Genomic DNA, 24,310 nt, shown 5'->3' with positions numbered 1-24,310 from the left:
CATGGAATTTCTGAAACGTATTGGGGGCGCGCTCGTCTCCCGGCAGACGCTAGCACTTGTCGCCGTGCTTCTGGTGGCGGCAGCCATCTGGTTTATCGGACCGCTGCTTGGATTCAATGGCATGCATCCGCTGGCAGGCCTCGGCGCGCGCGCTACGGCCATCGTGCTGTTGCTGGCGCTGGCGCTTTTCTGGCTGCTTGGCTGGCCGGTGTCCACGATCGGGGTCGCCGCGCTGTGCCTGCTGATCTGGCACGCGGGGCCGTTACTTGCCGTCGGGGCCAGCCATCCGCTGGCGCCGAGTTCGGTTCGTATCCTGCTGATCTCGGCCATTGTCCTCGTGTTCGTTGCGTACCTGCTGTACCTGCTTTGGCAGCGTGCACGTACGGATGAGACCTTCGTCGCGAGCCTGCTGAACTTTGGCGGGAAGCGCCAGGAGGTGGTCGCCAAGGATGAAGTTGCCGTGCTCAACACCGCCATCCAGACTGCGCTGCGCCAGCTCAAGGGCATGCGCACCGGCAGCCGGATCGGCCGATTGTTCGAGGGACGGCGCTACCTCTACGAACTGCCCTGGTACATGATGGTCGGCGTGCCAGGGGCTGGCAAGACGACAGCCTTGTTGAACGCCGGGCTGCAATTCCCGATTGCCGAGCAAATGAGCGCGGCGGCTCGCGCACGGCAGGGCACGGAGCAGACGAATTGGTGGTTCACCAACGAGGCGGTCCTGATCGACACGGCAGGCCGCTATACGGCGCAGGAATCGGGTTCGGCGATCGAGCTGGCCGAATGGAAGGGCTTTCTTGGCCTGCTGCGAAAACACCGTGCCCGCGCCCCGATCAATGGTGCGCTGGTGACGATCAGCGTGGCGGACCTGCTGCGGCATTCCGCCGAGGAGCGGGTTGCCGAAGCGGCCAGGATTCGGGCGCGCCTGGCCGAACTGCGTGAGGAACTGGGCATCCAGTTCCCCATCTATGTGCTGGTGACCAAGCTCGATCAGCTTGCCGGCTTTACCGAGTACTTCCAGTACCTGACCAGCGAAGGGCGGGCCCAGCCTTGGGGCTTCACCTTGCCGGTCGCGGGCAGGCGGCGGCGGGGACAGCCGGCAGTGAATGCCGCTGCGCAGTGCCGCGAGGAGATGCGGTCGCTGGTGATGCGGCTGGAGGCAGGGCTGGACGGTCGACTGTATGAGGAGTTTGACCTGAGCCGGCGCAAGGCGCTCTACGCCTTGGAGGACGAACTCGAGAGCCTGACAGAACCGCTCGTCGCGATGCTGGAACAGATCTTTCTGGATTCCCGCTACGACGATACCGAGCGAAACTCCATGCTGCGCGGTGTGTACTTCACCAGTGCAACGCAGACCGCGCAGTCGGTTGTCGCTGATGCCAGCACACTGATCCGGCAGGTACTTCGCACGACGAAGCCAGGCGCGCAAGCAATGGAGGACGCCGGCGCGAAGGCCACCGGCAACCGCAGCTACTTCCTGCAGGATGTTTTCAATCGCATCATTGTGCCCGAGGCGCACTTGGTGAAGCCGAACCTGCGCTGGGAATTCCGCTTCCGCCTGCTGCGGCTGCTCGGCCACGCGCTGGCACTGGTGATCTTCCTTTGGCTTGCCGGTGCGCTCTATAACAGCTTCGGCCACAACCATAACTATCTGGACGTGGTGCAGGAGAAAGCCAAGGGGCTGGCCGCGACGGTGACGGCGTTCTACAAGAAGCCGCAGCCGGATACGATGCCCGAGGTGCTGGCTGCGGCCCGCGACCTGCCCGCCTACGCCAGCCTGAATCTGGCCGATCCGTCTGTCGACTGGCGGTATGGCCTCTACAGCGTGCCGCCGGTGCTGGGCGCTGCGACCCAGACCCATACGAGATTGCAGGACAACCTGCTGGTGCCATACCTGGTACGCCGGGTCGAAGCCGTGCTGTCCACCGCTGTCGATCAGCGCGATGCCAAGCAGACCTACGACACCCTGCGGGTTTACCTGATGCTGCACGACAGGGACAAGTTCAACGCGTCCAACGTGCGCAGCTGGCTGCAAAGCGACTGGGCAACCGGCAACGGGGCGGAGGCCTTCGGTGGTCGGGTGGCTGTGCTCGCGCATTTGGACAGCCTGCTGGATGGCAGTCGTCCCGTGTTGTCGCCATACGCAAAGAACGAGGCGCTGATCCGCTCGGCGCGGGATTTCCTGGATGGAAATACTTCCGTCGAACGCCTCTACGACCGCGCCAAGGCGGCCATGATGGAGGAGGCGCCACAGGATTTCACGCTGGTGCGCGCGGTCGGGCCGCAGGCTGGCACGGTCTTCACCCGAGCCAGTGGTGAGCCGCTGGAGCGGGGCATCCCTGGGCTCTTCACCTACGCCGGTTACCACGACCTGTTCAATGCGCGCCTGCCGGAATTCGTCGGCAAGGCACAGGCGGTTGATACCTGGGTCATGGGAAGGGGCACGGGGCTCGGCGCTCAAAAAAAAACGCTTGAGAGCGCCGCGGGCAAGCTGACAGGCAACGATCCCCTGACACGCGAGATTCGACGCCTGTACCTGAGCGAGTATGCGCGGCACTGGGAGGAATTCCTGGGCGATATCCGGACGGTGACCGGCAACAACCTGGCCTTTGACCTGGAGATCCTGCGCAATTTCGCCGCGCCGGACTCCCCGCTGGCCCGGCTGGGCCGGGCAGCGGTGCAGGAAACCACGCTGAGCCGTCCGGTGGATCCCGAGGATAAGTCCCTGGCGGAGAAGGCGCTGTCCGCGCTGGACAAGAAATCCGACAAGGTCAACGCGCTGACCGCCCGCGCCGAGGCTCGCCAGGAGCGCGAGGTGGTCGACAGCCGCTTCGCCGCGCTGCGCGAAGTGGTGACTGGCCAGGCCGATGCCGCCAACCCGGGGGCGCAGGCTGCCGCCGGGAAGCCGCAGCTGGATACGATAGCCGGCATGGTTAACGCCTACTACACCAGTCTGGTAGTGGCCAACAATGCGCTGAACACCCGGAACCTGCCGCCCCCGTCAGAGGCTGGGCCGCAATTGCGCATGGAGGCGGCCAAGCTGCCGGCGCCCTTCAAGTCGGTGTTGGCCGATCTGGTCGTGCAGGGCACCCGGGATGTCAACAAGGGCGTTGGCGACATCCTGATTGCCCAGATGGACGCTGTGATCGGCGAAAGTTGCCGCAGTGCCGTCGACGGCAAGTATCCGTTCACGCCGACGTCGATGCAGGACGTGGATCCGGAGGATCTTGCACGCGTCTTTGCTACCGGCGGTGTGCTGGACGACTTCTTCCAGAAGGTACTGGCTCCACACGTGGATACCACCATCTCGCCGTGGCGCTACAAGTTGACCGCGCCCGATGTGCCACCGGTGGCCGGCCCGAGCCTGGTGCCGTTCCAGCGCGCCAAGGAGATCCGGGAGGTGTTCTTCCGTGATCCGGGCGCAAAGAAGATGGCCTGGAAGGTCGACCTGAAGGTCATAGAGCTCGATCCCGAAATCGTCGAGCTGAACATGGATTTCGATGGGCAGAGCCAGCGCTACGTGCACGGCCCGGTGATCCCGCTCAAGGTGACCTGGCCAGGCCCGCGCGGCGGGCAGGGTGCCGAAATCACCGCCAGCCCGCGCATCCGCCCCGACACCTCGACGTTGACCGCCAACGGCCCGTGGGCCCTGATGCGCGTGATTGCCAAGGGTAAGCTGGCCGGCTCGGCGACAGCCAGCCACTTCGTGGCCGAGTATGACTTTGACGGCCGCAAGGCGAAGCTCGACATCAACACCGGCAGTCTCGCGAATCCATGGACCACCGCCCTGCTGCAGGGCTTCCAGTGTCCGGGGAGGTCGGGGTGATTACGGCACCGTCGATTTTCGGCAAGCTGCCAGCGCAAGGGGACTTTGTTCGCCACAATGCGCCCCTGGCCCAGGTGGCGATGTGGCGGAACTGGTTCGACCCCGGGCAGGCCGAAGCTCCGGTCCGGGCGCCAGCGCTTTCCATTGTCGGCCAGGCGCCGCATTGGTTGCATCTGACGCCACCCAGCCTCGCGGGCCAAGCCCGATTGCGCGCGGCTGAACCGTGTCATTTCATCCTGCGCACGCGCGGCCTGAAGTTCCCCAGCGAGGGCAGCTACCTGATTGGTGTCATGGCCGCGTCCCGAGACCGGGTGGGGCGCCGCTACCCGCTGGTGGTCTGGCAGAGCGTCAGCGCTCAATGGGCCGAGCAGCTGCTCGGCGCACCGGCGCACTGGCTCACCGATCTGGTGCAGTTGGTGCATAACCACACCCGCCTGCCGGACCGAACGGGCCTGGCCGCGGCAGTCGATGCCCTGTGGGCCAACCATCGACCCGGCTGGCGGGGTCGCATCCAGGTGTCGTTCAAGCGCCTGGCCGGCGCACGGAATCAGGCCGCCTCGGGGAATTTGCTCAGCGACAGCTTCACTGGGCCCGAAGCCATCCGTGACGACTGGCCGCCGCACCTGTTGCGCAGTGGCAGCCTTGGCAGCGTCTGGCAGGCCGGTACTGGCTGCGCCATGGAAATCGACGGCGTCCCGGCCATGCGCCACATTGTGGCCGGGCTTTGATTTCATTCCTCGACCACGCGCGGCCACGCTCTATAAATTGCTGCTTGCGGGCAACTGCCTGTCGGAGTGCACACATCAGCAGCGGTATGGAACGGCCCGCAGCAGCGGCACCTTGTTGATCTTGCTTATCCTGCTGGCGGCCAGTTCGGGCCCGCTTGCGCAAACAGATCCATGCCCTGCACCAGGCGCTTCGCCAGCCGTGGCTGCCGAAACTGATCCAGCCACCATTCGAGCGCGCGGCCCTCATGGTCGCCCCGCCACGCCACATACAGCGTGTTGGGCTCGCGCGGATCGGCCGTGCGCTTTTCCACCAGCTCCCCACGCTTGAGCAGCGAAGCCACGCGGTGCCGCGGCAGCCAGCCGACGCCCAGCCCCTCGCGCTGCGCCAGGATCTTCGCGCGCATGCTCGGCACGGCCAGCGAGGCTTGCCCGCCCACCAGGCCGTAGGCCCGCCCTGCGGTACCGCGCGATGAATCGGCCACAGCCACGCCCCGGTGCGCCGAGATGCGCTGGCGCGTGAGCGGCTCGGCTACGCTGGCAAGCGGGTGGCGCGGCGCCACGGCAAAGACCCATTCGACCACGCCGAGCTCGAACCAGCGCAGGCCGGGGATGGCGGGTGGCTCATTGGTCGCGCCGACGATCACATCGGCGCGGCCGTCGCGCAGCGCTTCCCAGGTGCCGCTGAGGACTTCGTGGGTCAGGCGCAGCGCCACGCCGGATTTGAGCGCATCGAAGCTGCGGATCACCGGCATCAGCAATTCGAACTCGAGCACTTCATCCGTGACGATCCATAGACGATCTTCCCAGCCGCTCGCCACCTGCCGCACGCGCTGGGTCATGCGCGATACGTCCTGCATCAGGCGCGCGGCCTCTTCGGCCAGCAGGTGGCCGGCAGGGGTGAGTTGCAGGCGGTAGCGGCGGCGGTCGAACAGCAGGGCGTCAAAGCGGCCCTCCAGTTGCCGGGCGGCGTGGGAGACGGTCGATGGCGCCTTGCCCAGGCGCGCCGCGGCGCGCGAGAGGCTGCCGCTGTCCCGGATGGCTTCCAGCAAGGCCAGTTCGTCTTCTGACAACATGTTCAACTCCGTCGAACGAGTTCATCGGGAAAATCGTACGGCAAAACACATGTGCCGGCGCAATATTCGTCGCAATGCTTCACCCGATTCCCGAAACCCCTTTGTTTGCAAGCGCCGTCGGCCAGGAGAGTACGTCCAGCCATGGCACAGTCACCGGAGAAAAGTCATGGCTCTCATTCATCGCATCGCAAGCTACGCCGGCGCCGCATTGCTGGTGTTCGGCGCGCTCGCTGCGCCACGCGCCGAAGCCGCTGCCGCCGCCGTCGTCTCTCATACGATCAAGGCGAACGGCGTTGCCTTGCACTACCTGCAATCCGGGCGCGGTAGTGGCACGCCGGTCGTGCTACTGCACGGCTACGCGGAATCCAGCCATATGTGGCTGCCGCTGATGGCGAAGCTTGGTGACAAGCGTACCGTGATCGCGCCGGACCTGCGCGGCGCGGGCGACTCGGCGATGACCGAGTCGGGCTACGAGAAGAAGAACATGGCGCAGGACATTCACGCCATGGTCCAGGCTCTCGGCTATCGCAAGATCAACATTGTTGGCCACGATATCGGCCTGATGGTGGCTTACGCTTACGCCGCGCAATACCCGGACGAAGTGGAAAGCGTGACGCTGATGGACGCGTTCCTGCCCGGCGTGGGCGACTGGCAAAAGGTCTGGCTGCTGCGCGACAAGTGGCACTTCAACTTCTACGGCGACACGCCGGAGAAGCTGGTGAAGGGCCGCGAGCGTACCTACTTTGAACACTTCTGGAACGATTTCGCCGCTGACCCGAAGCACTCGGTGTCGGAGGCAAATCGCCGGATTTATGCTGCCAACTACGCCAAGCCGGGCCGGATGCGCGCGGGATTCGAGTTCTTCCGTGCGTTCCCGCAGGATGCCGAAGACTTCGCGGCGCTGGCAAAGCACCCGCTGCCGATGCCCATGCTGGTGCTGGCGGGCGAGAAGGCTTCGGGTAGTTTCCTGATCGACCAGGCGCGTCTCGTCGCCACCCATGTGCAAGGCGTGATCGTCAAGGGCTCGGGGCACTGGCTGATGGAAGAAGCGCCAGGGCAGACCATTTCAGCTATCGTGCAGTTCATCGACGCGCCGTCGCAACCCGTTAGCGCCGACTAAAGACGCCTACCTCACCGCATCAAAAAAAAGGAGTATCGACATGGGACTGCTCGTCAACGGCAAATGGCAAGACCGCTGGTACGACACGGCATCCACCGGCGGCCGCTTTGTTCGCAAGGACGCTGCCTTTCGCAACTGGGTGACGCCCGATGGCGCCGCCGGCCGGAGCGGCGCCGGTGGCTTCAAGGCCGAGGCCGGGCGCTATCACCTGTACGTGAGCCTGGCCTGCCCGTGGGCGCACCGCACGCTGATCATGCGCACGCTCAAGGGGCTGGAAGAGATGATCAGCGTATCCACGGTGCACTGGCTGATGCTCGGCGAGGGATGGACGTTCGCCGAGGGCGCGGGCGTGGTGCCGGACACGGTCAACGGTGCGCGGCTCTTGCACCAGGTCTACACCGGCGCCGATCCCGACTACACCGGGCGCGTCACCGTGCCCGTGCTGTGGGACAAGCAGCGGGCAACCATCGTCAATAACGAGTCGTCAGAGATCATCCGCATGTTCAACACCGCCTTCGATGGTATTGGCGCCAAGGCGGGCGACTACTATCCGGCGGTGCTGCGCGCGGAAATCGACGAAGTCAACGCACGGGTATACGACACGCTCAACAATGGCGTCTACAAGTCCGGCTTTGCCACCACGCAAGATGCATATGAAGAGGCGGTGACTCCGTTGTTCGATACGCTCGACTGGCTCGAGGCGCGGCTCGCCACGCGCCGCTTCCTGCTGGGCGACCGGCTTACCGAGGCCGACATCCGCCTGTTCACAACGCTGGTACGCTTTGACGCGGTTTATGTGGGGCACTTCAAGTGCAACCTGCGGCGCATCGCCGACTATCCGAACCTGTCTGGCTTCACGCGCGACATCTACCAGTTGCCGGGGATTGCGGCGACGGTCAATATCGACCATATCAAGCGGCACTACTATGAAAGCCACCGCTCCATCAATCCGAGTGGCGTGGTGCCGGCGGGGCCGGTGCTGGACTTTGCCGCGCCGCCGGAGCGCGCGCGGCTGGCGGCGTAAGGCCGTTGTCCGTTTCTTTTTCGTTAGCCGAGACCACGCCCATGACGTTTCATCGCCAATTCCTGCTTGCCTTGCTCACATTGGCAGCCGTTGCCACCGCCCCCGTCGCGCTGGCTGCCGCCGACGATGGGCCCGCATATGGCCCCGAGCTGGAAGGCTTCGACTATCCGGCGCCGGTGCAGCAGTTCGCGTTCACCTCGCAAGGCGAGGCGATGCAGATGGCTTACATGGACATCAAGCCAGAGCGCGCCAACGGCCGCACCGCGGTCTTGCTGCATGGAAAGAACTTCTGCGCGGCGACCTGGGGGGACACGATCAAGGTACTCAGCACGGCCGGGTATCGCGTCATTGCGCCGGACCAGATCGGCTTCTGCAAATCCAGCAAGCCGGCGCACTATCAGTTCAGTTTCCAGCAACTGGCGCGCAACACCCACGCCTTGCTGGAATCCATCGGGATCCAGCAGGCGACGGTGATCGGGCATTCCACGGGCGGCATGCTGGCGATGCGCTATGCGCTGATGTATCCGCAACAGACGGAGCAACTGGCGCTCGTCAACCCGATCGGCCTGGAAGACTGGAAGGCGTTGGGCGTGCCATCCTTGTCGGTGGATCAATGGTATGCCCGTGAGCTCGCCACCAACGCTGACAAGATCCGCAGCTACGAAAAAGCTACCTACTATGTGGGCACGTGGCGCCCCGAGTACGAGCCCTGGGTGCAGATGCTGGCGGGCATGAACCGCGGCCCGGGTAAGCAGCAGGTGGCCTGGAACTCCGCGCTGATCTACGACATGATCTTCACGCAGCCGGTCGTGTACGAGTTGGGCGCGCTGAAGACGCCAACCTTGCTGCTGATCGGCGACAAGGACACTACGGCCATCGCCAAGGATGCAGCACCGCCGGAAGTCCGCGCGAAGGTCGGCAACTATCCGGTGCTGGCGCTGCGCACCTTGAAGGCGCTGCCGAATGCCAGGCTGGTGGAGTTTCCGGCGCTGGGCCACGCGCCGCAGATGCAGGATCCAATGGCGTTCCACAAGGCGCTGCTGGATGGCCTGGCGGCGTTGCCGGCAAGCCGGTAGCGTGAATGCCGAAGGCGTGCGGGGGGACGGCGGCTGAGGGAATGAATCCTGCATGGGGGGCAGGGCAGGGCCGCTTTGCCCGTGGCTGTCACGCGCAGGCGGTTGCCGCCGCCAGATCAGATCCCTGGCCTGTCGTTACCGAACAAGAACACGCCATCTTGCACTTTCTCCGACCCATGCAGGCCGCGTTTTGTAAAAAATGCAGTGCTATCGCCGCCGTTCTCAGTCGATCCGCCGCACACGAAAAGCGCGCGCCCGGGAGACACGTTTGCCTTCGTCATGTCGTGTTCGCTGCGGTGACGCTCGGCGTGCCGGCAGGCCATGCCTTTGCCGAGCAGACGGAGGCGGCATCTGCGGTCGAAGTGGCGCAGTGCGGTGATCTGCTCACCATCGTGCGCGATAGCCTGGTCAAGGAGGTGGAAGTGCCTTGTGCTCACCCTTCGCCAGCGACATGCAACGAACGCAAGCGTCCGCTGCTGGCCATCACCGCCTATATCCGCGAGCGCAGCGCCAACCGAGGCGACGATTGCGACACGCTGCTGGAAGTGAATCGCCGCCTGCGTGCCTTGCCGCCAAAGCGCTGAGAGGCCGCGCCGGGGTGCTACCATGCGCGCAGCTTGCTAGCCCGGGCATCAGGCCCGGGGGCAGAGTTCGACTTTTGCAGGGGAATCTGGATGGATCCGACAGTAGTGATCAGCACCTTCGAGCGCATCGCCAACGACGACACGGTGGAGCTATCGGTGGACGATGCCGTGGCCGGCCTGGCCGCGCTGCTTGCCAGCGAGCCGTTTTCCGACGCGGCGCGTGCGCTGCTGGAGACGGTGGGCGCCACGCTCTATCGCGTGGGCCTGGATGGCTACGAAGGCTGAAGGGAAAGTGGGCGGCGCGCGCGCCGCTGCAGGCATTTCAGTAGACAGGCGCCTCGCCTTCGGGGCGGTGCTTGAAGCGGCGATGCACCCAGTAGTATTGCTCCGGCATGGCGCGGACCTGCTGCTCCAGGAACGCGTTCATGCGCAGCGCGTCGACCTTCTCGTCGCCGGAGGGGTAGCCCGCCAGCGCATCGAATATCTTCAGCTTGTAGCCGCGGTAGCCAGGCAGGACAGAGGTCGTGAAGGGCACGACGCGCGCGCCGCTGAGCGCGGCGAGGCGCGACACCGAGGTGAGCGTGCAAGCGGGGACGTTGAAAAACGGCACGAATACCGAATCGCGCAAGCCAAAATCCATGTCTGCCGCGAGCATCAGCGGCGTGCCCGACTTGAGCGCGCGCAAGGCCTGGCGCACGCTGCCATTGCGCGGGATCATCTCCGTGCCGAACCTGCCGCGCTGCTGCTTGGCGAGTTGTTCCAGCAACGGGTTCGACATCTTCGAGTAGAGTGAGGCCACCGGATGCTTGATCGAGTAGAACATGCAGCCGGCCTCGATCGCCACGAAATGGAATCCCAGGAAGATGGTCGGGCCGGCCTCGGTGTTGCCGAGCTCGATGGCGGACTCCAGCTCGACCAGGTCATTCAGCTTGCCGGCACAGCCATACCATTGCACCCCGCGTTCCAGGTAGCTTCGAATCACGTGGCTGAAATGCGCCTGTCCCAGGGCATGTCGATGCGCTTCGCTCTGGTCGGGAAAGCAAAGCCGCAGGTTGGTCTGCACCACGCTGCGGCGCCGGCTTGGAATGCGATAGAGCAGGGCGCCCAGGCCCATGCCGACGCGGGCGCACACGCTATAAGGCAAGGCGGCGAGCAAACGCAGCAGGCTGACGGTGAAAAATAGTCCGATACGCTGGATCATCCTGTTCCTGAAGGGTTGCCGCGAGGCGTGACGCGCGCCGCCGCGGCCAGGTGGCGCGGGCGTGCAGCGCTGTCTCGCGTGAAAGACGCGGCAGTGGTGGTGATTGCCAGCTAATGGGCTTGCGGGGCTTGTTGGGCCCGTCTTGGTGGTGTGGTGCTACGGCGCCGCGTCGATGCAGGCGCGTGCCTGGATCATTGAAGGTCCGGGACCGGCGCCTGCTGCGGCGCTAGCTGCCAGCCCTGCGCATCGACGTTCTTGCCGTCGCGGTAGATCCAGCCGGTGCCGCAGGCCTGGCACACAAAGGTACTGACTGTCATTGCAGGGCGGCGTGGCACCTTGATGCGCTGCGTGTCGGTGATCCTGAGCAACGCATGGCCTGGCGAGCCACCACGGTTGGTGTCGATGGCGAGGCAGGCTGGGCAAGGCGACATGCGGAATCCGACGGCGGAAGGTGGGTGACTGTAGCACGTTCATGCTGCTATAAACCGCCGCCGCGAGCTTGTATCTGTTCGCGCACGTGGGCGCGCGCGATGCGTGGCGCGAGGTGTGGAAAAGACCGTGCCCGCAACCAATGAGGCACTTTTTTCTTCAGTAAGTTGACATGCCTATCCCAGCCCTGTATAAACGTTGGTGCAGGATCTTTCAAGCGGTTACTCAGATGTTATGGATCGTCCCCTCCAAGCGGCGATTCGTTTGCTCCATGTTCCTTCCTTGATCGTCATGCCTGGTGAGCATCAGGCTCATCCAGAACTTTTAAGGTTTAAAGGATATCCAGCATGGAAACCGGTACCGTCAAGTGGTTCAACGACTCCAAGGGCTTCGGCTTCATCACCCCTGACGCAGGCGGCAACGACCTGTTCGCGCATTTCTCGGAAATTCAAGGCGGCGGTTTCAAGTCGCTGCAAGAAGGCCAGAAAGTGCGTTATGTCGCAGGCGTTGGCCAAAAGGGCCCCGCAGCGACCAAGATCGAGCCGATCTAATCGAGCCGATTCGAATCGCCTAGAAAAAAGCCCCGCTTAGCGGGGCTTTTTTTTACCGACCGGGAATCATCGAGGTGCGCAAGCGCATAAAACATCATGCCTATGGTCGAATCCATCCTTCTAGCCGCCGTCCGGGTCTCGTCCTTCGAAGGCCAGCAGCCGCTGACCAATGCGAGCGGATTCTTCTTCGAGCGCGATGGCCGGCTCTTCGTGGTGACCAGCCGCCATGTGGTGTTCGACGAGCCAAGCAAGCACCACCCGGACCGTATCGAGATCGAACTGCACAGCCAGCCGGAAAACATGGCCGACTCGATCGGCTTTTCGATTCCGCTGTACCGTGACGGGCTTGCGGTCTGGCGCGAAGGCGAGGACGGCGGTGGTCCGGTCGATGTCGCCGTGGTGGAGATCGAGCGCAAGGCGTTGCCGCCCAAGCTGCTTTACCGGGCCTTCACGCCGGAACATCTGGCGCAGCCTTCCGACCGCGTCGAGGTGGGCGACTCCCTGTTGATCGTTGGGTTTCCCCTGGGTTTTCATGACGCGCTCCATCATCTGCCGGTTGCGCGCCAGGCCGTGGTCGCGTCCGCGTACGGATTGCGTTTCCAGGGCCAGGGGTTTTTCCTGACCGATGCCAGGACTCACCGCGGCACCAGCGGCGCGCTCGTAGTCTCGCGCATGCGCGATGGCCGGGGCGACAAGCTGGACCTGCCGTGGATGCTGCTCGGCATCCACTCGGCTCGCTTCGACGTCGGCTCGCGCGACCTGGCGGAGGACGAAGTGCTTGGGCTGAACTCTGCCTGGTATGCGGACATGCTGCTGACCCTGACCGAGCCCGTGGCGGCAAAGCCCGCGCGGACCGCGCCTGGCGCCGCCGCTACTCCCGCTGCTGCTACGCCCCCCGTTGCTGCTGCAGCGGCTATTGGCAATGCGGCAGCCATGCCGTCGGTTGCCCCGGCGGCTGCTCCCGCGCCAGTCCCGCCCGCTCGGCCAAAATAAAGGTCATGGAGCGGCTCCTAATAGGAGTAGAAGGAGTAGAGTGGGACTCAGTGGAACTGTGGAGTGCATCATGGACGTCAATCCGATTGCCAGCTACAAAGGGTTCGACTTATACCCTCTCGTGTACAAGCACGCCGTGGTGCGCACCTGGCCGGAACGCAGGCCGGACCGGACCTTCGATGCCGCCGTCGTGATCTGCCGCGAAGGTGGCGAGCCCGAGGGAACGCAGGCCCGTACGTTCCGCCTCGACACAGTGCCGTGGGACAACGTCGGCGCTGCGCGCCGTGGTGTCGTTCGTTACGCCGAGGACATCATCAACGGCGCGATTCCCGGGCAATCCGTCGTCTCGCTCTGACGCCTAGAGCGAGATGCGGCAATGTCCGTCGTTGCACGAGGATGACGCAGGCGCGCCTGTCATGTCCTCGCCTGTCCATGGCTTGGCCGAGCAGCCAGCCACCGCTGCGTCGTCGCCAGTTGACGAGATCCCCGGGATGTCCTGCTTGTCCATCGGACCGACGGCGCGCCGATCGTTCGTCGGTGCATCGTCATGCTAGATCTCGTTGCCTTCGTGAAGCCCGTCCTTGACGAGATCACCGGGCAAGACGTCAGGATCTGGCCGGCGGGGCAACGCGTGGTGACGGCAAACTGGCAGATCCCTGATGCCAGGAGCTTTACCTGGCCAGCCAGGGCGCTTGAAATAGAGATGGCGCAGGACGTCGCGGAGCAATTGAGCAACGCGGACCAGGACGCCTTATATCAACTACAACGCAGCCTTGACCGGTATCTGCGCGCACGCCTTGGCGTCCATTGCAAGCAGGACAAGCCAGGGAACGCGATCGTGATTGTCGTCGATCGCCTGATGGCTCCCTAGCTTGCCCGCGTGCTGGCGCATTGGGCCTAGGCATTGGCCATTGCGAGCGAACCGGCACAAGGCCAGCCGCGGCATCAAGCCGCCTGGAGCACTACATGAACAATACGCCTTCCGCCTGCTACAAGGGTTTCGACCTCTATCCGCTGGTGTACAAGATCCAGCCCGCGCAATCCTGGCCGAGGACCAAGCCGGATCGCAGCTTCAACGCGTCCGTGGTGATCTGCCGCGAAGGCCATCGGCCCGGCAGTGAACGCACGCGCGTGTTCCGCCTGGAAAGTACCCCTTGGGAGAATATCGGCACGGCGCGCAGGGGTGCCGTGAAGTTCGGTGAAGATATTATTAACGGGCTGATCCCCGGGGAGTCTGTCGCTACGCTGTAACGCTGCGCCGGCAGAATCTGGCCCAGTAGCGCGGCGTTGCCCGTGCTTGCCGTAATGCAGGTGTTGCCAACTGGTATCGTAGGGGTGGCCCGGCCACCGCCAGGCAATGGGAAGCAAGAGGAAACGGGACCGCGCCGTGCAATGCCCGCCCTGCCGGTCTACCTGTCAAAACCTGCCGTGCGCAGTTGCGCCGGCGCCGCGAGCGCATACGTCATGAACAAGGTTGCCACACCATCCAACTTCCTCTGCACGCTACCGGGGCAAGGCAAGGGCATCGCCTACCATGTAGCCGTCAGCTTTCTCGACTCCAGTCATCCGACGGGTGTGCGCTTCACCAGTTTTGTCGGTGACGGCAGGCGTTCATTCGGGGTTCAGGCCAACGAGGCGGCCTTGGCGGGCGAAATGGTCGACAGCTTCGAGGCATTGTGCCGGCTGGCGATCGGGCAAGCGATTCGTGACAACCTCTATGACAAGGCTGGCGAAGGAGACTACGTGCTGGACCTGGGCGCGCAGCCTTTCGAGGGCGAATTGCGCCCGGTTGGTTCGCGCGTTGGTGTCAGCATGCCGCGCATGCGGTTTCCTGGCTGAGTCATCGCGTTGCCTGGCGCTGGCACGGGCGCGGGGAGCGCCCGGGAGATCGTGCTGGTCCGGACTGCCTGGCTAGACGCCGAATGCCGGGCTGCCGAAGCGGGCCAGCAGCGATTCGATCAGTGCCATGTCTTCGGTCTGCGGCGTCCTGTCTTCCGTGGCTCGCGACGGGCCGCAATAGGTTGCGCATACATGCCTGCGCACGGTTAGCACTTCATCCGCGGGGCGCTCCACCGTGACTTCCGGTCCCGGCACGTGGCGATAGCTTCCGCCTACCCAGCCACCTGGCGTCAGGTGCATCTCTTCCCATTCTTCGCTGATCGACATGTTTCTTCCTTTCGTTAGAGGGTGGGAGGAGCCGCGGGCCAACAGCTTGACGGCGCGGCAGCGTATCCGGCCGACCAGTATCAGTACTTGTGGCGGTAGTTGATCCGGCCCTTGGTCAGGTCGTAGGGCGACATTTCCAGCGTGACGCGATCGCCGGCCAGGATACGAATGCGGTTCTTCTTCAGGCGGCCGGACGAATAGGCCCACACCTGGAAACCATTTTCCAGGATGACGCGAAAACGGTTGTCCGGCAGTACTTCCGATACTTGTCCACCAAATTCCACTAGTTCTTCTTTAGCCAAGGATGATCCTTTTGCAGCAAGACCTGCTGCACAGTAGGTTGAGACGCATGCGGGTTGCTTTTCGTGTGGCCGGCTTATTGCAGGCGCATATCGGCAGCGACGCTCTCGGCCGCGCGTCGGGCGGCCTGTTTAGCCTGGGCTTCGGTGCCATGCGTGGCATGGCGCATCGAGACGTTGGCGACGATGCATTCGGAGCCGTTCTTGTATTCGGCGATCAGATAGGTCGCAAACCACACGCCTGGCTCTTGTTGTATCGGGTAGACCGACACCGTGTACGGATTGGCGCGGTTGGCGCGGGTGGTGCTATTGGTGCGATTGATGCTTTGATTCAAGGTGTTGCCCTTATGCGGGCGGACGATCTGAGGCAACGTTGAGCGCATCTCATGGTGCGCCGCGTGCTCTCTTCTGGCGATCGGTCGCCGTGTTTGCGTTGTCCAGCAACGTCAGGTCTCGCGCATTTGCGCGGGAAAGGCAGCTGGTGATGAGTGGACCGTGCTTGCGCAGGCTGATGCGCCAGGTACATGCGCACAGGTTACGGAGCGGACATGCCGCCGGGTCGGGAGGGTGATGGGCGGTTGTCGCCCTGAACGAATCGGGTGTACGCCCGACAGGCTGCCGTTAATATTTTGATGATGTCTGGCAGCCGGCACGTTTGGGCCGACGAGAAGAGGGTCGGCGAACGGCCAAGACTGGCAATGATACCATTTTCCGTCAATCGGCGCTCGCCCGCGGATTTGCGCGTACGATAGACATGGCGTTGCGCATAGCGCCCCTCGTGGCGCTGGTGTGGCCCGGCGCTACCTGTCGTATCACGGGAAAGCCGGTGCCCGATGCCCGGCAGGCCGTAACTGAACGAGGTGATCGATGCCGGAGAGTTTTTTCTATCAGGGCCATTACGTCAACCTGGAGTTGACGCAGCGCACTTTCGGGCAATGGAACTGGGTCTATACCCTGGATACGCACGGCCGTTTTGAAAACCAGGGCAACGCGTTCAGCTCGCGCGAGCTTGCCATGGCGGATGCCCTGGAGAACGCCAAGGCCCGGATCGAGCGCCTGGGGCACTAGTTACGTGGCACCAGGCGCCTGGCCGCCTTACTTCCCCTCGTCGGGAATGTTGTATTGCGCCTGCAGCGTGGCCGTGAATGGCCGGATCTTCTCGATGCAGGCCGCGCTGTCGCCGCCCTCCATGGTGGACAGATTCCAATTGCAGCCGCCTGCGTCCGGCGCATGCCAGCAAACGTCGCCGAAGCAGGCGCCGCTGCATTCCGCGAATTTCTGCTGCTCGGCGCGAATCATCGCGCGCAGTTCCGCCTTGTTCTTGATCTGTCGGTCCATGGTCGTCTCCTGTTTTTTCGTGGGGAAGTCTTGCTGGGCGTGGCTGCGGCCAGGCCGGTCAGGGCGGCCGCGCGATGGACTGCAATTCCGGGCGAATCGAGGGGGCGGGATTACTTGCGCTTGACGAAGGTGGACATGTCGTCGATGACGGTCCTGGCATAGGACACGGCCAGGTCGATGGCATCGTGCGGCGTGTGCGCGACATGCTCGAGCAAAGGTGGCACCAGCCTGAGCGAGCCGCTGTCGCCGCTGACCTGCGTGATGGTCACGGTGGCGAGAAAGCTCGCCCGTGCGAGTTCGGCATTGGCGCTTTCGTCGAACGAGCGACGTACATTGGCCGAAACCTTGAACCCCTTGTAGATCGCATGATTTTGAGACATGTTGATCTCCTTTCTTCAACGAGCATACGCTGTTTGCCCGGTGGCGTCCGATTTACTTGGCGGGGCGATGGCACGCGGTTATCAGGCGGCGGCCGAAGGCGATTCTCCTGCTTCCGTCATGCGCAGGCGCCTCGCGCGCGATATTTCCCTGAACGCTGGAGTAAGCGGGTATGCTGGATCTGCCGCCTGGCACGCAATGCAGTAACCCACTCGTGGAGACACACCATGGCCAAAGGTCAATTACGCGGCAATCGCGAAACCAAGAAGCCCAAGCAACCCAAGAAGCCGGTCGCGCCCGCAGCACCGTTCGGTGCCGTCCAGTCGCGCGTCGGCAATGATGGCGCAGCAGGCAAGAAGAAGTAATCAAGGCGCAAATCAAGGCGCGAGTAAAGCGCAAATAATGCGCAAATAATGCGCAACTGAAGTGCGACTGAGACGGAACGTCAGGCTGGACCGTGTCATCTTGCGTTGCAGCAAGAAGCGCGGGGTGCCGCCGCTGCCGGCGTGCTCCCGTTCAGCACCTGACGCTCACCCGAGGCGGTGGCGGTGACAAGCTGCCGCCGGGGCGTTCGAGACACCGGGAGTGCAAGATGAGGCGTGACATGTCCTTCGCGGACCGCGTGCTGACGGCACTGCGCGCTGACAGCCAGGCGATGATGACGGATCTCCAGCTCGCCAAGGCGCTGGGCAATGCCGATGCATCCAAGCTCAGCCACCATTTATTGCTGCTTCAGGATTCGGGCCTGGTCGCCAAGACCGCTACCTCCGGGTGGCGCCTGACCTGGGCCGGCCACGACCGCGCGGAAGCGCGCAGCGTGGCCTAGCAGGCATCCGGCCGGCCGCCAGCCCGGCCGCACAGACAAACCAAATCCCCCGCTATAAAGTACAAAGCCCGTGGCTATTGCGGCACGGGCTTTGTCACGCTATTTCTTGTCGGCGGGCTGTACCGCTTGCGGGTCAAACTGGCCGGGCTGGGAGGTCCTGCGCTTTTCGCCGGGTTGCTGGAAGTGTGTCTTCCAGGGTGTGGTCGGCGCTGTTTGCTGACCAGGTTGCCTGGGACTGTAATTCATTCAATACCCCCATCGATGTCCGTCCGTGCCGGACCGGCACTCTCCCAGTGTAGGCTTGTGCCGGCCCTTTCCCTAACGCTGTTACCGATGAGGCGCCCGCCCGCGGCGGCGTCGCCATGCCGGCGTCATTCCTCCTGGAATGCTTCCTCGCGCTTGGCCTTGATCGACGGCAGGGCAACGATGCAGACCAGCAGCCCGGCCGCGATCAGCAGGCCGAGCGACAACGGACGGGTCAGGAATACGGTGAATGTCCCCCGCGACAGCAAGAGCGCGCGGCGGAAGTTCTCCTCCATCATCGGCCCCAGCACAAAGCCCAGCAGCAGCGGCGCCGGCTCGCACTTGAGCTTGATGAACAGGTAGCCGATCACACCGAAGCCAGCCGCGGTGAAGACGTCGAAGGTCTGGTTGTTGACCGAGAACACGCCGATGCAGCAGAACACCAGGATGGCCGGGTACAGGTAGCGGTAGGGCACCTGCAGCAGTTTGACCCAGATGCCGATCAGCGGCAGGTTCAGGATGATCAGCATCAGGTTGCCGATCCACATCGAGGCGATCAGGCCCCAGAACAGCGCGGGGTTGCTGGTCATGACCTGCGGGCCCGGCTGGATGTTGTGGATGGTCATCGCGCCCACCATCAGCGCCATCACGGCGTTGGGCGGAATGCCCAGCGTGAGCAGCGGGATGAAGGAGGTCTGCGCCGCGGCGTTGTTGGCCGATTCCGGACCTGCCACGCCTTCGATGGCGCCCTTGCCGAATTCATGCGAGTACTTGGAAGTCTTCTTCTCCAGCGAGTAGGCCGCGAAGGAAGCCAGCGCCGCGCCGCCACCGGGCAGGATCCCGAGGATGGAGCCGAGCGCGGTACCGCGCAGCACCGCTGGCGCCATGCGCTTGAAGTCCGCCTTGGAGGGCCACAGGTTGGTGACGTGATCGGTAAAGGTTTCGCGGTTTTCCTTCTGCTCCAGGTTGGCGATGATCTCGGCAAAGCCGAACATGCCCATGGCCAGTGCGACGAAGTCGACACCATCGGTCAGCTCCGGCACGTCGAAGGAGAAGCGCGCGGCGCCCGAGTTCACGTCCGTGCCGACCAGGCCCAGCAGCAGTCCCAGCACGATCATGGCCACGGCCTTGGGCAGCGAGCCCGAAGCCAGCACCACGGCGCCGATCAGGCCCAGGCACATCAGCGAGAAATACTCGGCGGGCCCAAACTTGAATGCCAGTTCCGACAGCGGCGTAGCAAACGCGGCCAGGATCAGCGTAGCCACGCAGCCGGCAAAGAAGGAGCCCAGGCCGGCGGTTGCCAGCGCCACCCCCGCTCGCCCTCGCCTGGCCATCTGGTAGCCATCGATGGTGGTCACCACCGACGACGACTCACCCGGCAGGTTAACCAGGATGGCGGTGGTGGAACCACCGTATTGGGCGCCGTAGTAAATGCCGGCCAGCATGATCAGCGCAGCCACCGGGGGCAGCGTGTAGGTCACCGGCAGCAGCATGGCGATGGTCGCCAGTGGCCCGATGCCGGGCAGCACGCCGATCAGCGTTCCCAGCACGCAGCCGAGAAAGCAGTATCCAACGTTCTGCAGTGTCAGCGCCGTGGAGAACCCAAGGGCCAGGTGTTCGAATAGTTCCATGAGGCTGTCTCCCTCGCCTGCAGTGAAACCCGGGCCGCGCATCTGCGGCAAGGCAGGCACGGCGGACCAGGCTACGCGCGGTATTTTTTGCGGAATTGCGCGCGAATCGGAGGAAGCTGGCGCGGCGCGAGGCTACGCTGGTTTCCGCCACAGATCGTCATCGACAGCAAGCGCGCGCGCTTAGGCGCACCCCAATGGCTTACCAAGCACAGTAGGCGCGAGTGCTTTCATCCGCCTTTCAGTGACGGCAGCTGCGGGTATGTCCCGATACGCCTGAGTGATGCTTAAGTGACGCCGAAGTGACGCGTGAGTGATGCCTGAGATTCCTTGCGCCCGAAAAGCAACGCCCCGGCCAAAAGCCGGGGCGTTGTCACATGGCCCGCCGCTCGCCTGGCAGGCAAGCGGGCGCACTGCTTACTGCTTCGTCGTGTCCTTGCCCATCGAGTCCTTGCTCATGGAGTCTTTGCTCATGCTGTCCTTGCCCATCTTGTCCTTGCTCATCTTGTCGTGGCTCTTGCTCATCTTGTCCTTGCTCATCTTGTCTTTGCCCATGGTGTCCTTGCCCATGGTGTCCTTGGCCATGCTGCTGTCATTGCTCATGGCATCCTTCTTCATGGAGTCCTGGGCAAAGGCATGACCCGCAAACAGCATCGTGGTCGAGAGCAGGGTGGCTGCGAAAATTTTGTTCATGAAGATCTCCTTGGGTTGGTCAGTGTGCAGGCCGGCATCATGCCGGCCAATTTCAAGCGGATCAGGATCCGCCGAACCAGTTGTATCCCTGGTCTTCCCAGTAACCGCCGGGATACGTGTTGGTGACGTACAGCGCCATGATGTGCTTGGGATTCTTGTAGCCAAGCTTGGTCGGCATGCGCAGTTTCATGGGGAAGCCGTACTTGGGCGGCAGCTTCTCCCCGTCGTAGGTAAAGGTCAGCAGCGTCTGCGGATGCAGCGCGGTGGGCATGTCGATGCTGGTGAAATAGTCGTCGGCACAGCGAAAGCCCACGTACTTCGCGCTGGTGTCGGCACCCACGCGATGCAGGAATTCCGAGAAGGGCGTGCCACCCCACTTGCCGATGGCGCTCCAGCCTTCCACGCAGATATGGCGCGTGACCTGCGAGGTCTGCGGCAGCGCGTAGAGCTGCTCGAGCGTCCACGGATCCTTGCGCGCCACCATGCCGCCGACCTCCAGCCGGAAGTCGGCACCGTCGACCTCGGGTACTTCGTCCTCGCCGTAGAAGGCATTGAACGGGAACGGCCGCGTGATCATGGACTCTGCGTAGGTGGGCGCGAGCCGCTTGGGGTCGAACAGCCAGCCTTGCACGCGATCGTTGAAGCGCGATACCGCGGTGAGAAAGCGCTCCACCGAGGCGTCGTCGCTCAGGCTGCAACCCGTCAGCATCGACAGCCCGCCCAGCGTGATGGCGCGCTTGGCGAACAGGCGGCGCGACGGCATATCGAGTTCGCGCACGGCGTCTCGCAGGATCAGGCGCCGGTCTAGCGTGACGATGGGTTTGGATTTGTTCATGGCGGTTCTCCGCGATGCGGCTCTGTGGATTCAGTTCTGTGGATGCGTTTGCGTGAACACGGCCGGCGATCAGCGGCCGCGCAGCATGATCAGCAGCGTGCGCGGCACCAGCGCCACCATGGCCACATGCACCACGATGAACAGCACGATGGCGCTCATGCACACGAAGTGGACCCAGCGCGCCGCGTCATAGCCGCCCATCAGGTCGCGCAGCAGCGGGAATTGCACCGACTTCCAGATTGCCAGGCCGGACAGCACCGTGACCACGATGACCACCACCACGCCCAGGTACATGGCCTTCTGGGCTGCGTTGTATTCAGCCAGGTCCGGGTGCGCCAGCCGGCCGCGCAGCGCCGCGGCGATATCGCGCAGCGCGGCGGGCACCGACAGCGGCAGGAAGCGGCGGCGGAACCGTCCGGTGAGGACGTTCATCAACAAGTAGAACAGCCCGTTGGCGACCAGCAGCCACATGGCGGCGAAGTGCCACTGCAGTGCCCCGCCCAGCCATCCGCCGAGCGTGATGCCCTTGGGGAAATGCAGGCCGAACAGTGGCGACGCGTTATAGATGCGCCAGCCGCTCATCACCATGATGATGACGGCAATGGCGTTGAGCCAATGGGTGATGCGCACCCATGCCGGCTGGATGGAGGCGGACGTTTGTCCGCGGCGGCCCTGTGCGGGCCGCGATAGCTGGGAGGCTGTGTCCACCGTCATTCTCCAATGTTCCGTGGCGCTCGCAGGTGCGGCTGCAACGGTTTATGTGCCTTTGTCGACGGTGGCGGCACGAACTTACACGCGGGACGGAAATTTTTCCTGGCACGCGGGCACGTCGGCAACGGGTGTCCCCGGAGTCACTCAGCGAGCTCGGCGAAAGAAGGTACGGACTGCTGGGCGACGCATGGACGGCTACCCGCACTCTTGACATTAGCACTCCGCCCGCGAGACGCCAAAGGCGATCGATGCCCGCCTCCCACGGCCCGCTACAATGCTGGCGGGCCGCGTGGCCAGCGCTGCCCCACAGCGCGCGCGCAGCCCGGCCTGCCCGCAGCCGCATACGGCCGCCGCCCCGACACCATCCACGGACCCCAGGACCTCCGCATGCCTTTGACCGCAGAGCAGCTTATCGAATACATGGACTTCGCCGCAGGCCTCGCGCAGGCCGCCGGCAACGCCAGCCTGCCGTACTTCCGCAGCGCCCCGGCGGTAGAGGACAAGGGCGGCCGGCACTTCGACCCGGTCACCGCGGCCGACAAGGCAGCCGAGCGCGCCATGCGCAACCTGATCCTGGCGAAATACCCGGAGCACGGCATCCTGGGCGAAGAAGAAGACCGCGTGGCCGGCACCTCGCCGCTGACCTGGGTGCTCGATCCCATCGACGGCACCCGTGCCTTCATTACCGGGCTGCCGCTCTGGGGCACGCTGATCGCGCTCAACGACGGCCAGCGCCCGGTGATCGGCATCATGGACCAGCCGTTCACGCGCGAGCGGTTCAGCGGCGATGGCAGCCAGGCATGGCTCAACGGCCAGCCCCTGCGTACCCGGCCGTGCGCCGACCTGGCGCAGGCCAAGCTGATGTGCACCACGCCGGAGATGTTCGAGGACGCGGCGCAGTTCGCCGCCTTCCGCCGCGTGGCGGACGCCGCCCGCATGCAGCGCTACGGCGGCGATTGCTACGCCTACTGCATGGTCGCGGCAGGCCATGTGGATGCCGTGGTCGAGGCCGGCCTGAAGGCCTACGACGTGCAGGCGCTGATTCCCATCGTGCAAGGCGCTGGCGGCGTCATGACCAGTTGGACCGGCGGGGATGCGCAGCAGGGCGGCACCGTGGTGGCCTGCGGCGACCCGCGGCTGCACCAGCAGATACTCGCGCTGCTGAATGCGCCTGCTTGAGCACTCCCGTGGCCCTGGCGTGCCGGCCGGGCTTGCTATCATGCTGGCCGCAACGTCCGGCGCGGAAAAAAGACGGCCCAGCCAGCACGGCCATCCCGGCCCGGACTTAACCATGCAGTAGGGAAGAAACCAGAAACATGATGTCAAACGCTTGCGGCCTAGATTTCGGCACGTCCAATTCCACGGTGGGCTGGTGCCGGCCGGGACAACCCACGCTGTTGCCGCTCGAAGATGGCAAGCTCACGCTGCCCTCCGTGATCTTTTTCCATTCCGAGGATCCGCTGGTCAGCTACGGCCGCGCCGCGCTTGGCGACTACCTGGCGGGCTATGAAGGCCGGCTGATGCGCTCGCTCAAGAGCCTGCTCGGCACCTCGATGATGGAGGACAGCACCGAGGTCATGGGGCAGGCCATGCCGTTTCGCAAGCTGCTCTCGCACTTCATCGGCGAGCTCAAGCAGCGCGCCGAGACCTCGGCCGGCGCCAGCTTCGACAAGGTCGTGCTGGGCCGCCCGGTGTTCTTCATCGACGAAGACCCCAAGGCCGACCAGCTCGCCGAGCAGACGCTGCGCGAGATCGCGGCGGATGCCGGCTTCAAGGACATCGAGTTCCAGTATGAGCCGATCGCCGCGGCCTTCGATTATGAAGCCACGATCGCGCGTGAGGAACTGGTGCTGGTGGCCGACATCGGTGGCGGCACCTCCGACTTCTCGCTGGTGCGCCTGTCGCCCGAGCGGGCCGGCAAGGTCGACCGGCGTGGCGACATCCTGGCCAACGGCGGCGTGCACATCGGCGGTACGGACTTCGACAAGAGCTTGAGCCTGGCGAGCGTGATGCCATTCCTGGGCCTGGGCAGCGAGCTGCGCAATGGCAAGGCGATGCCTTCGGGCCAGTATTTCGACCTGGCGAGCTGGCACACCATCAACCTGGTCTACACCCGCAAGGCATGGTCGCACGTGATGGACAACTATCGCGATGCCGCCGACAAGATAAAGCTGGACCGCCTGATCAGCCTGATCAAGCAGCGCGCCGGCCACTGGCTCGCGATCCAGGTGGAAGCCGCCAAGATCGCCTTGTCGGGCGAGCCGCAGACGCAGCTCGACCTCGGGCGCATCGCCCCGGGCGAGACCATGGCGATCAGCCGCGCTGACTTTGACCAGTCCATTGCGAAGCTGGTTGGCAAGACCGAGTTGACGGTGCAGGCGTTGTTGCGCGATGCGGGCGTGCAGGCGGATGCGATCGACACCGTATTGTTTACCGGCGGGTCCAGCAGCGTGCCTTTGCTGCGTGAGCGGCTGTCCGAGCTGATCCCCGGGGCGCAGCGGATCGAGGGCGATCTGTTTGGCGGCATTGGTTCCGGGTTGGCGCTGGATGCCCGGCGCAAGTTCGGGTGAGGGGATTGGGTGGGGTAG

The 24,310-nt window shown here is 64.2% G+C and carries 30 protein-coding genes; 18 read left to right on the top strand and 12 right to left on the bottom strand.

Annotated features, from left to right (window positions below):
- The first annotated feature begins 1 nt into the window (after position 1).
- Both tssM and tagF read left to right on the top strand, forming a co-directional pair.
- Complete coding sequence (gene tssM / locus AC07XB_RS17895) at positions 2–3,826, top strand: type VI secretion system membrane subunit TssM (RefSeq protein WP_492830630.1); 3,825 nt, start codon at positions 2–4, stop codon at positions 3,824–3,826.
- Complete coding sequence (tagF, locus tag AC07XB_RS17890; RefSeq protein ID WP_492830631.1) at positions 3,805–4,554, top strand: type VI secretion system-associated protein TagF; 750 nt, start codon at positions 3,805–3,807, stop codon at positions 4,552–4,554. The genes tssM and tagF overlap by 22 nt, the downstream gene beginning before the upstream one ends.
- Positions 4,555–4,679: 125 nt before the next feature.
- On the opposite strand, the gene AC07XB_RS17885 is transcribed toward tagF, so the two are convergent.
- Positions 4,680–5,627 (bottom strand): LysR family transcriptional regulator, encoded by a 948-nt coding sequence (locus tag AC07XB_RS17885; protein WP_492830632.1) that lies wholly within the window; start codon positions 5,625–5,627, stop codon positions 4,680–4,682.
- A 166-nt stretch (positions 5,628–5,793) separates the two neighbouring features.
- Between AC07XB_RS17885 and AC07XB_RS17880 the strand changes: the two genes are divergently transcribed.
- From AC07XB_RS17880 to AC07XB_RS17860, 5 genes are all read left to right on the top strand, one after another.
- A complete protein-coding gene (locus AC07XB_RS17880) occupies positions 5,794–6,747 on the top strand; it encodes an alpha/beta fold hydrolase (protein WP_492830633.1) in 954 nt (317 codons plus the stop codon).
- Between the two features lie 40 nt (positions 6,748–6,787).
- Positions 6,788–7,771, top strand: coding sequence for a glutathione S-transferase family protein (locus AC07XB_RS17875; RefSeq protein WP_492830634.1), 984 nt, complete (start codon positions 6,788–6,790; stop codon positions 7,769–7,771).
- 41 nt (positions 7,772–7,812) lie between these two features.
- The gene (locus AC07XB_RS17870) at positions 7,813–8,847 is read left to right on the top strand and encodes an alpha/beta fold hydrolase (protein WP_492830635.1); all 1,035 of its coding nucleotides are present in this window, start codon (positions 7,813–7,815) and stop codon (positions 8,845–8,847) included.
- Between the two features lie 284 nt (positions 8,848–9,131).
- On the top strand, positions 9,132–9,431 hold the full coding sequence (locus tag AC07XB_RS17865; protein WP_492373372.1) for a hypothetical protein: 300 nt from the start codon (positions 9,132–9,134) through the stop codon (positions 9,429–9,431).
- Between the two features lie 90 nt (positions 9,432–9,521).
- On the top strand, positions 9,522–9,716 hold the full coding sequence (locus AC07XB_RS17860; protein WP_043344120.1) for a hypothetical protein: 195 nt from the start codon (positions 9,522–9,524) through the stop codon (positions 9,714–9,716).
- 37 nt (positions 9,717–9,753) lie between these two features.
- Here the strand turns inward: AC07XB_RS17860 and AC07XB_RS17855 are convergent, their stop codons facing one another.
- Together AC07XB_RS17855 and AC07XB_RS17850 are read right to left on the bottom strand one after the other, a co-directional pair.
- A complete protein-coding gene (locus tag AC07XB_RS17855; protein ID WP_492373373.1) occupies positions 9,754–10,632 on the bottom strand; it encodes a lipid A biosynthesis lauroyl acyltransferase in 879 nt (292 codons plus the stop codon).
- Positions 10,633–10,823: 191 nt separating this feature from the next.
- Complete coding sequence (locus tag AC07XB_RS17850; protein ID WP_267605672.1) at positions 10,824–11,063, bottom strand: hypothetical protein; 240 nt, start codon at positions 11,061–11,063, stop codon at positions 10,824–10,826.
- Positions 11,064–11,408: 345 nt separating this feature from the next.
- Here AC07XB_RS17850 and AC07XB_RS17845 point away from each other — a divergent pair, with 345 nt between their 5' ends.
- The 6 genes from AC07XB_RS17845 (at position 11,409) to AC07XB_RS17820 (ending at position 14,444) form a co-directional block, all read left to right on the top strand.
- Positions 11,409–11,612 carry a cold-shock protein gene (locus AC07XB_RS17845; protein WP_006157950.1) on the top strand — a complete coding sequence of 68 codons (204 nt, stop codon included), beginning with the start codon at positions 11,409–11,411 and terminating at the stop codon, positions 11,610–11,612.
- Positions 11,613–11,708: 96 nt separating this feature from the next.
- Positions 11,709–12,605 (top strand): trypsin-like peptidase domain-containing protein, encoded by an 897-nt coding sequence (locus AC07XB_RS17840; RefSeq protein WP_492373374.1) that lies wholly within the window; start codon positions 11,709–11,711, stop codon positions 12,603–12,605.
- A 70-nt stretch (positions 12,606–12,675) separates the two neighbouring features.
- A complete protein-coding gene (locus AC07XB_RS17835; RefSeq protein WP_043344135.1) occupies positions 12,676–12,960 on the top strand; it encodes a hypothetical protein in 285 nt (94 codons plus the stop codon).
- 192 nt (positions 12,961–13,152) lie between these two features.
- On the top strand, positions 13,153–13,476 hold the full coding sequence (locus AC07XB_RS17830; RefSeq protein WP_416047718.1) for a hypothetical protein: 324 nt from the start codon (positions 13,153–13,155) through the stop codon (positions 13,474–13,476).
- Positions 13,477–13,571: 95 nt separating this feature from the next.
- On the top strand, positions 13,572–13,856 hold the full coding sequence (locus AC07XB_RS17825) for a hypothetical protein (RefSeq protein ID WP_150988690.1): 285 nt from the start codon (positions 13,572–13,574) through the stop codon (positions 13,854–13,856).
- 213 nt (positions 13,857–14,069) lie between these two features.
- A complete protein-coding gene (locus AC07XB_RS17820; protein ID WP_150988687.1) occupies positions 14,070–14,444 on the top strand; it encodes a hypothetical protein in 375 nt (124 codons plus the stop codon).
- Positions 14,445–14,516: 72 nt separating this feature from the next.
- Here AC07XB_RS17820 and AC07XB_RS17815 read toward each other — a convergent pair whose 3' ends face one another.
- The 3 genes from AC07XB_RS17815 to AC07XB_RS17805 form a co-directional block, all read right to left on the bottom strand.
- Complete coding sequence (locus AC07XB_RS17815) at positions 14,517–14,771, bottom strand: translation initiation factor 1 (RefSeq protein ID WP_150988684.1); 255 nt, start codon at positions 14,769–14,771, stop codon at positions 14,517–14,519.
- 80 nt (positions 14,772–14,851) lie between these two features.
- The gene (gene infA / locus AC07XB_RS17810; RefSeq protein ID WP_006157957.1) at positions 14,852–15,073 is read right to left on the bottom strand and encodes a translation initiation factor IF-1; all 222 of its coding nucleotides are present in this window, start codon (positions 15,071–15,073) and stop codon (positions 14,852–14,854) included.
- Positions 15,074–15,147: 74 nt separating this feature from the next.
- Entirely contained in the window at positions 15,148–15,405 is a 258-nt protein-coding gene (locus tag AC07XB_RS17805) for an isochorismatase (RefSeq protein WP_416047721.1), read from the bottom strand.
- 532 nt (positions 15,406–15,937) lie between these two features.
- Here AC07XB_RS17805 and AC07XB_RS17800 point away from each other — a divergent pair.
- A complete protein-coding gene (locus tag AC07XB_RS17800) occupies positions 15,938–16,138 on the top strand; it encodes a hypothetical protein (protein ID WP_150988681.1) in 201 nt (66 codons plus the stop codon).
- Between the two features lie 27 nt (positions 16,139–16,165).
- Here AC07XB_RS17800 and AC07XB_RS17795 read toward each other — a convergent pair whose 3' ends face one another.
- Complete coding sequence (locus AC07XB_RS17795; protein WP_043344153.1) at positions 16,166–16,408, bottom strand: hypothetical protein; 243 nt, start codon at positions 16,406–16,408, stop codon at positions 16,166–16,168.
- Positions 16,409–16,518: 110 nt separating this feature from the next.
- Positions 16,519–16,788 carry a hypothetical protein gene (locus AC07XB_RS17790; protein ID WP_006157961.1) on the bottom strand — a complete coding sequence of 90 codons (270 nt, stop codon included), beginning with the start codon at positions 16,786–16,788 and terminating at the stop codon, positions 16,519–16,521.
- Positions 16,789–17,013: 225 nt separating this feature from the next.
- Here AC07XB_RS17790 and AC07XB_RS17785 point away from each other — a divergent pair, with 225 nt between their 5' ends.
- Together AC07XB_RS17785 and AC07XB_RS17780 are read left to right on the top strand one after the other, a co-directional pair.
- The gene (locus AC07XB_RS17785; RefSeq protein ID WP_006157962.1) at positions 17,014–17,151 is read left to right on the top strand and encodes a hypothetical protein; all 138 of its coding nucleotides are present in this window, start codon (positions 17,014–17,016) and stop codon (positions 17,149–17,151) included.
- A gap of 239 nt (positions 17,152–17,390) precedes the next feature.
- On the top strand, positions 17,391–17,612 hold the full coding sequence (locus AC07XB_RS17780) for a hypothetical protein (protein ID WP_043344159.1): 222 nt from the start codon (positions 17,391–17,393) through the stop codon (positions 17,610–17,612).
- A gap of 371 nt (positions 17,613–17,983) precedes the next feature.
- Here AC07XB_RS17780 and AC07XB_RS17775 read toward each other — a convergent pair whose 3' ends face one another.
- From AC07XB_RS17775 to AC07XB_RS17760, 4 genes are all read right to left on the bottom strand, one after another.
- Positions 17,984–19,486: a tripartite tricarboxylate transporter permease gene (locus AC07XB_RS17775; protein WP_006157964.1), complete on the bottom strand. Its 1,503-nt coding sequence runs from the start codon at positions 19,484–19,486 to the stop codon at positions 17,984–17,986.
- 414 nt (positions 19,487–19,900) lie between these two features.
- Positions 19,901–20,176, bottom strand: coding sequence for a pentapeptide MXKDX repeat protein (locus tag AC07XB_RS17770; protein WP_492830636.1), 276 nt, complete (start codon positions 20,174–20,176; stop codon positions 19,901–19,903).
- A gap of 61 nt (positions 20,177–20,237) precedes the next feature.
- Positions 20,238–21,011 carry a molybdopterin-dependent oxidoreductase gene (locus AC07XB_RS17765; RefSeq protein WP_459372991.1) on the bottom strand — a complete coding sequence of 258 codons (774 nt, stop codon included), beginning with the start codon at positions 21,009–21,011 and terminating at the stop codon, positions 20,238–20,240.
- Between the two features lie 69 nt (positions 21,012–21,080).
- Positions 21,081–21,725 carry a cytochrome b/b6 domain-containing protein gene (locus AC07XB_RS17760; protein ID WP_492373378.1) on the bottom strand — a complete coding sequence of 215 codons (645 nt, stop codon included), beginning with the start codon at positions 21,723–21,725 and terminating at the stop codon, positions 21,081–21,083.
- Positions 21,726–22,109: 384 nt separating this feature from the next.
- Between AC07XB_RS17760 and hisN the strand changes: the two genes are divergently transcribed.
- On the top strand, positions 22,110–22,901 hold the full coding sequence (gene hisN, locus AC07XB_RS17755; RefSeq protein ID WP_492813100.1) for a histidinol-phosphatase: 792 nt from the start codon (positions 22,110–22,112) through the stop codon (positions 22,899–22,901).
- 137 nt (positions 22,902–23,038) lie between these two features.
- Positions 23,039–24,292, top strand: a complete 1,254-nt coding sequence (locus AC07XB_RS17750; RefSeq protein WP_492830637.1) for an Hsp70 family protein — start codon at positions 23,039–23,041, stop codon at positions 24,290–24,292.
- The last annotated feature ends 18 nt before the right edge of the window (positions 24,293–24,310 follow it).

This window comes from Cupriavidus sp. GW821-FHT02F09 (genome assembly GCF_059421605.1).
This window is presented reverse-complemented; position numbering and strand designations above follow the sequence as displayed.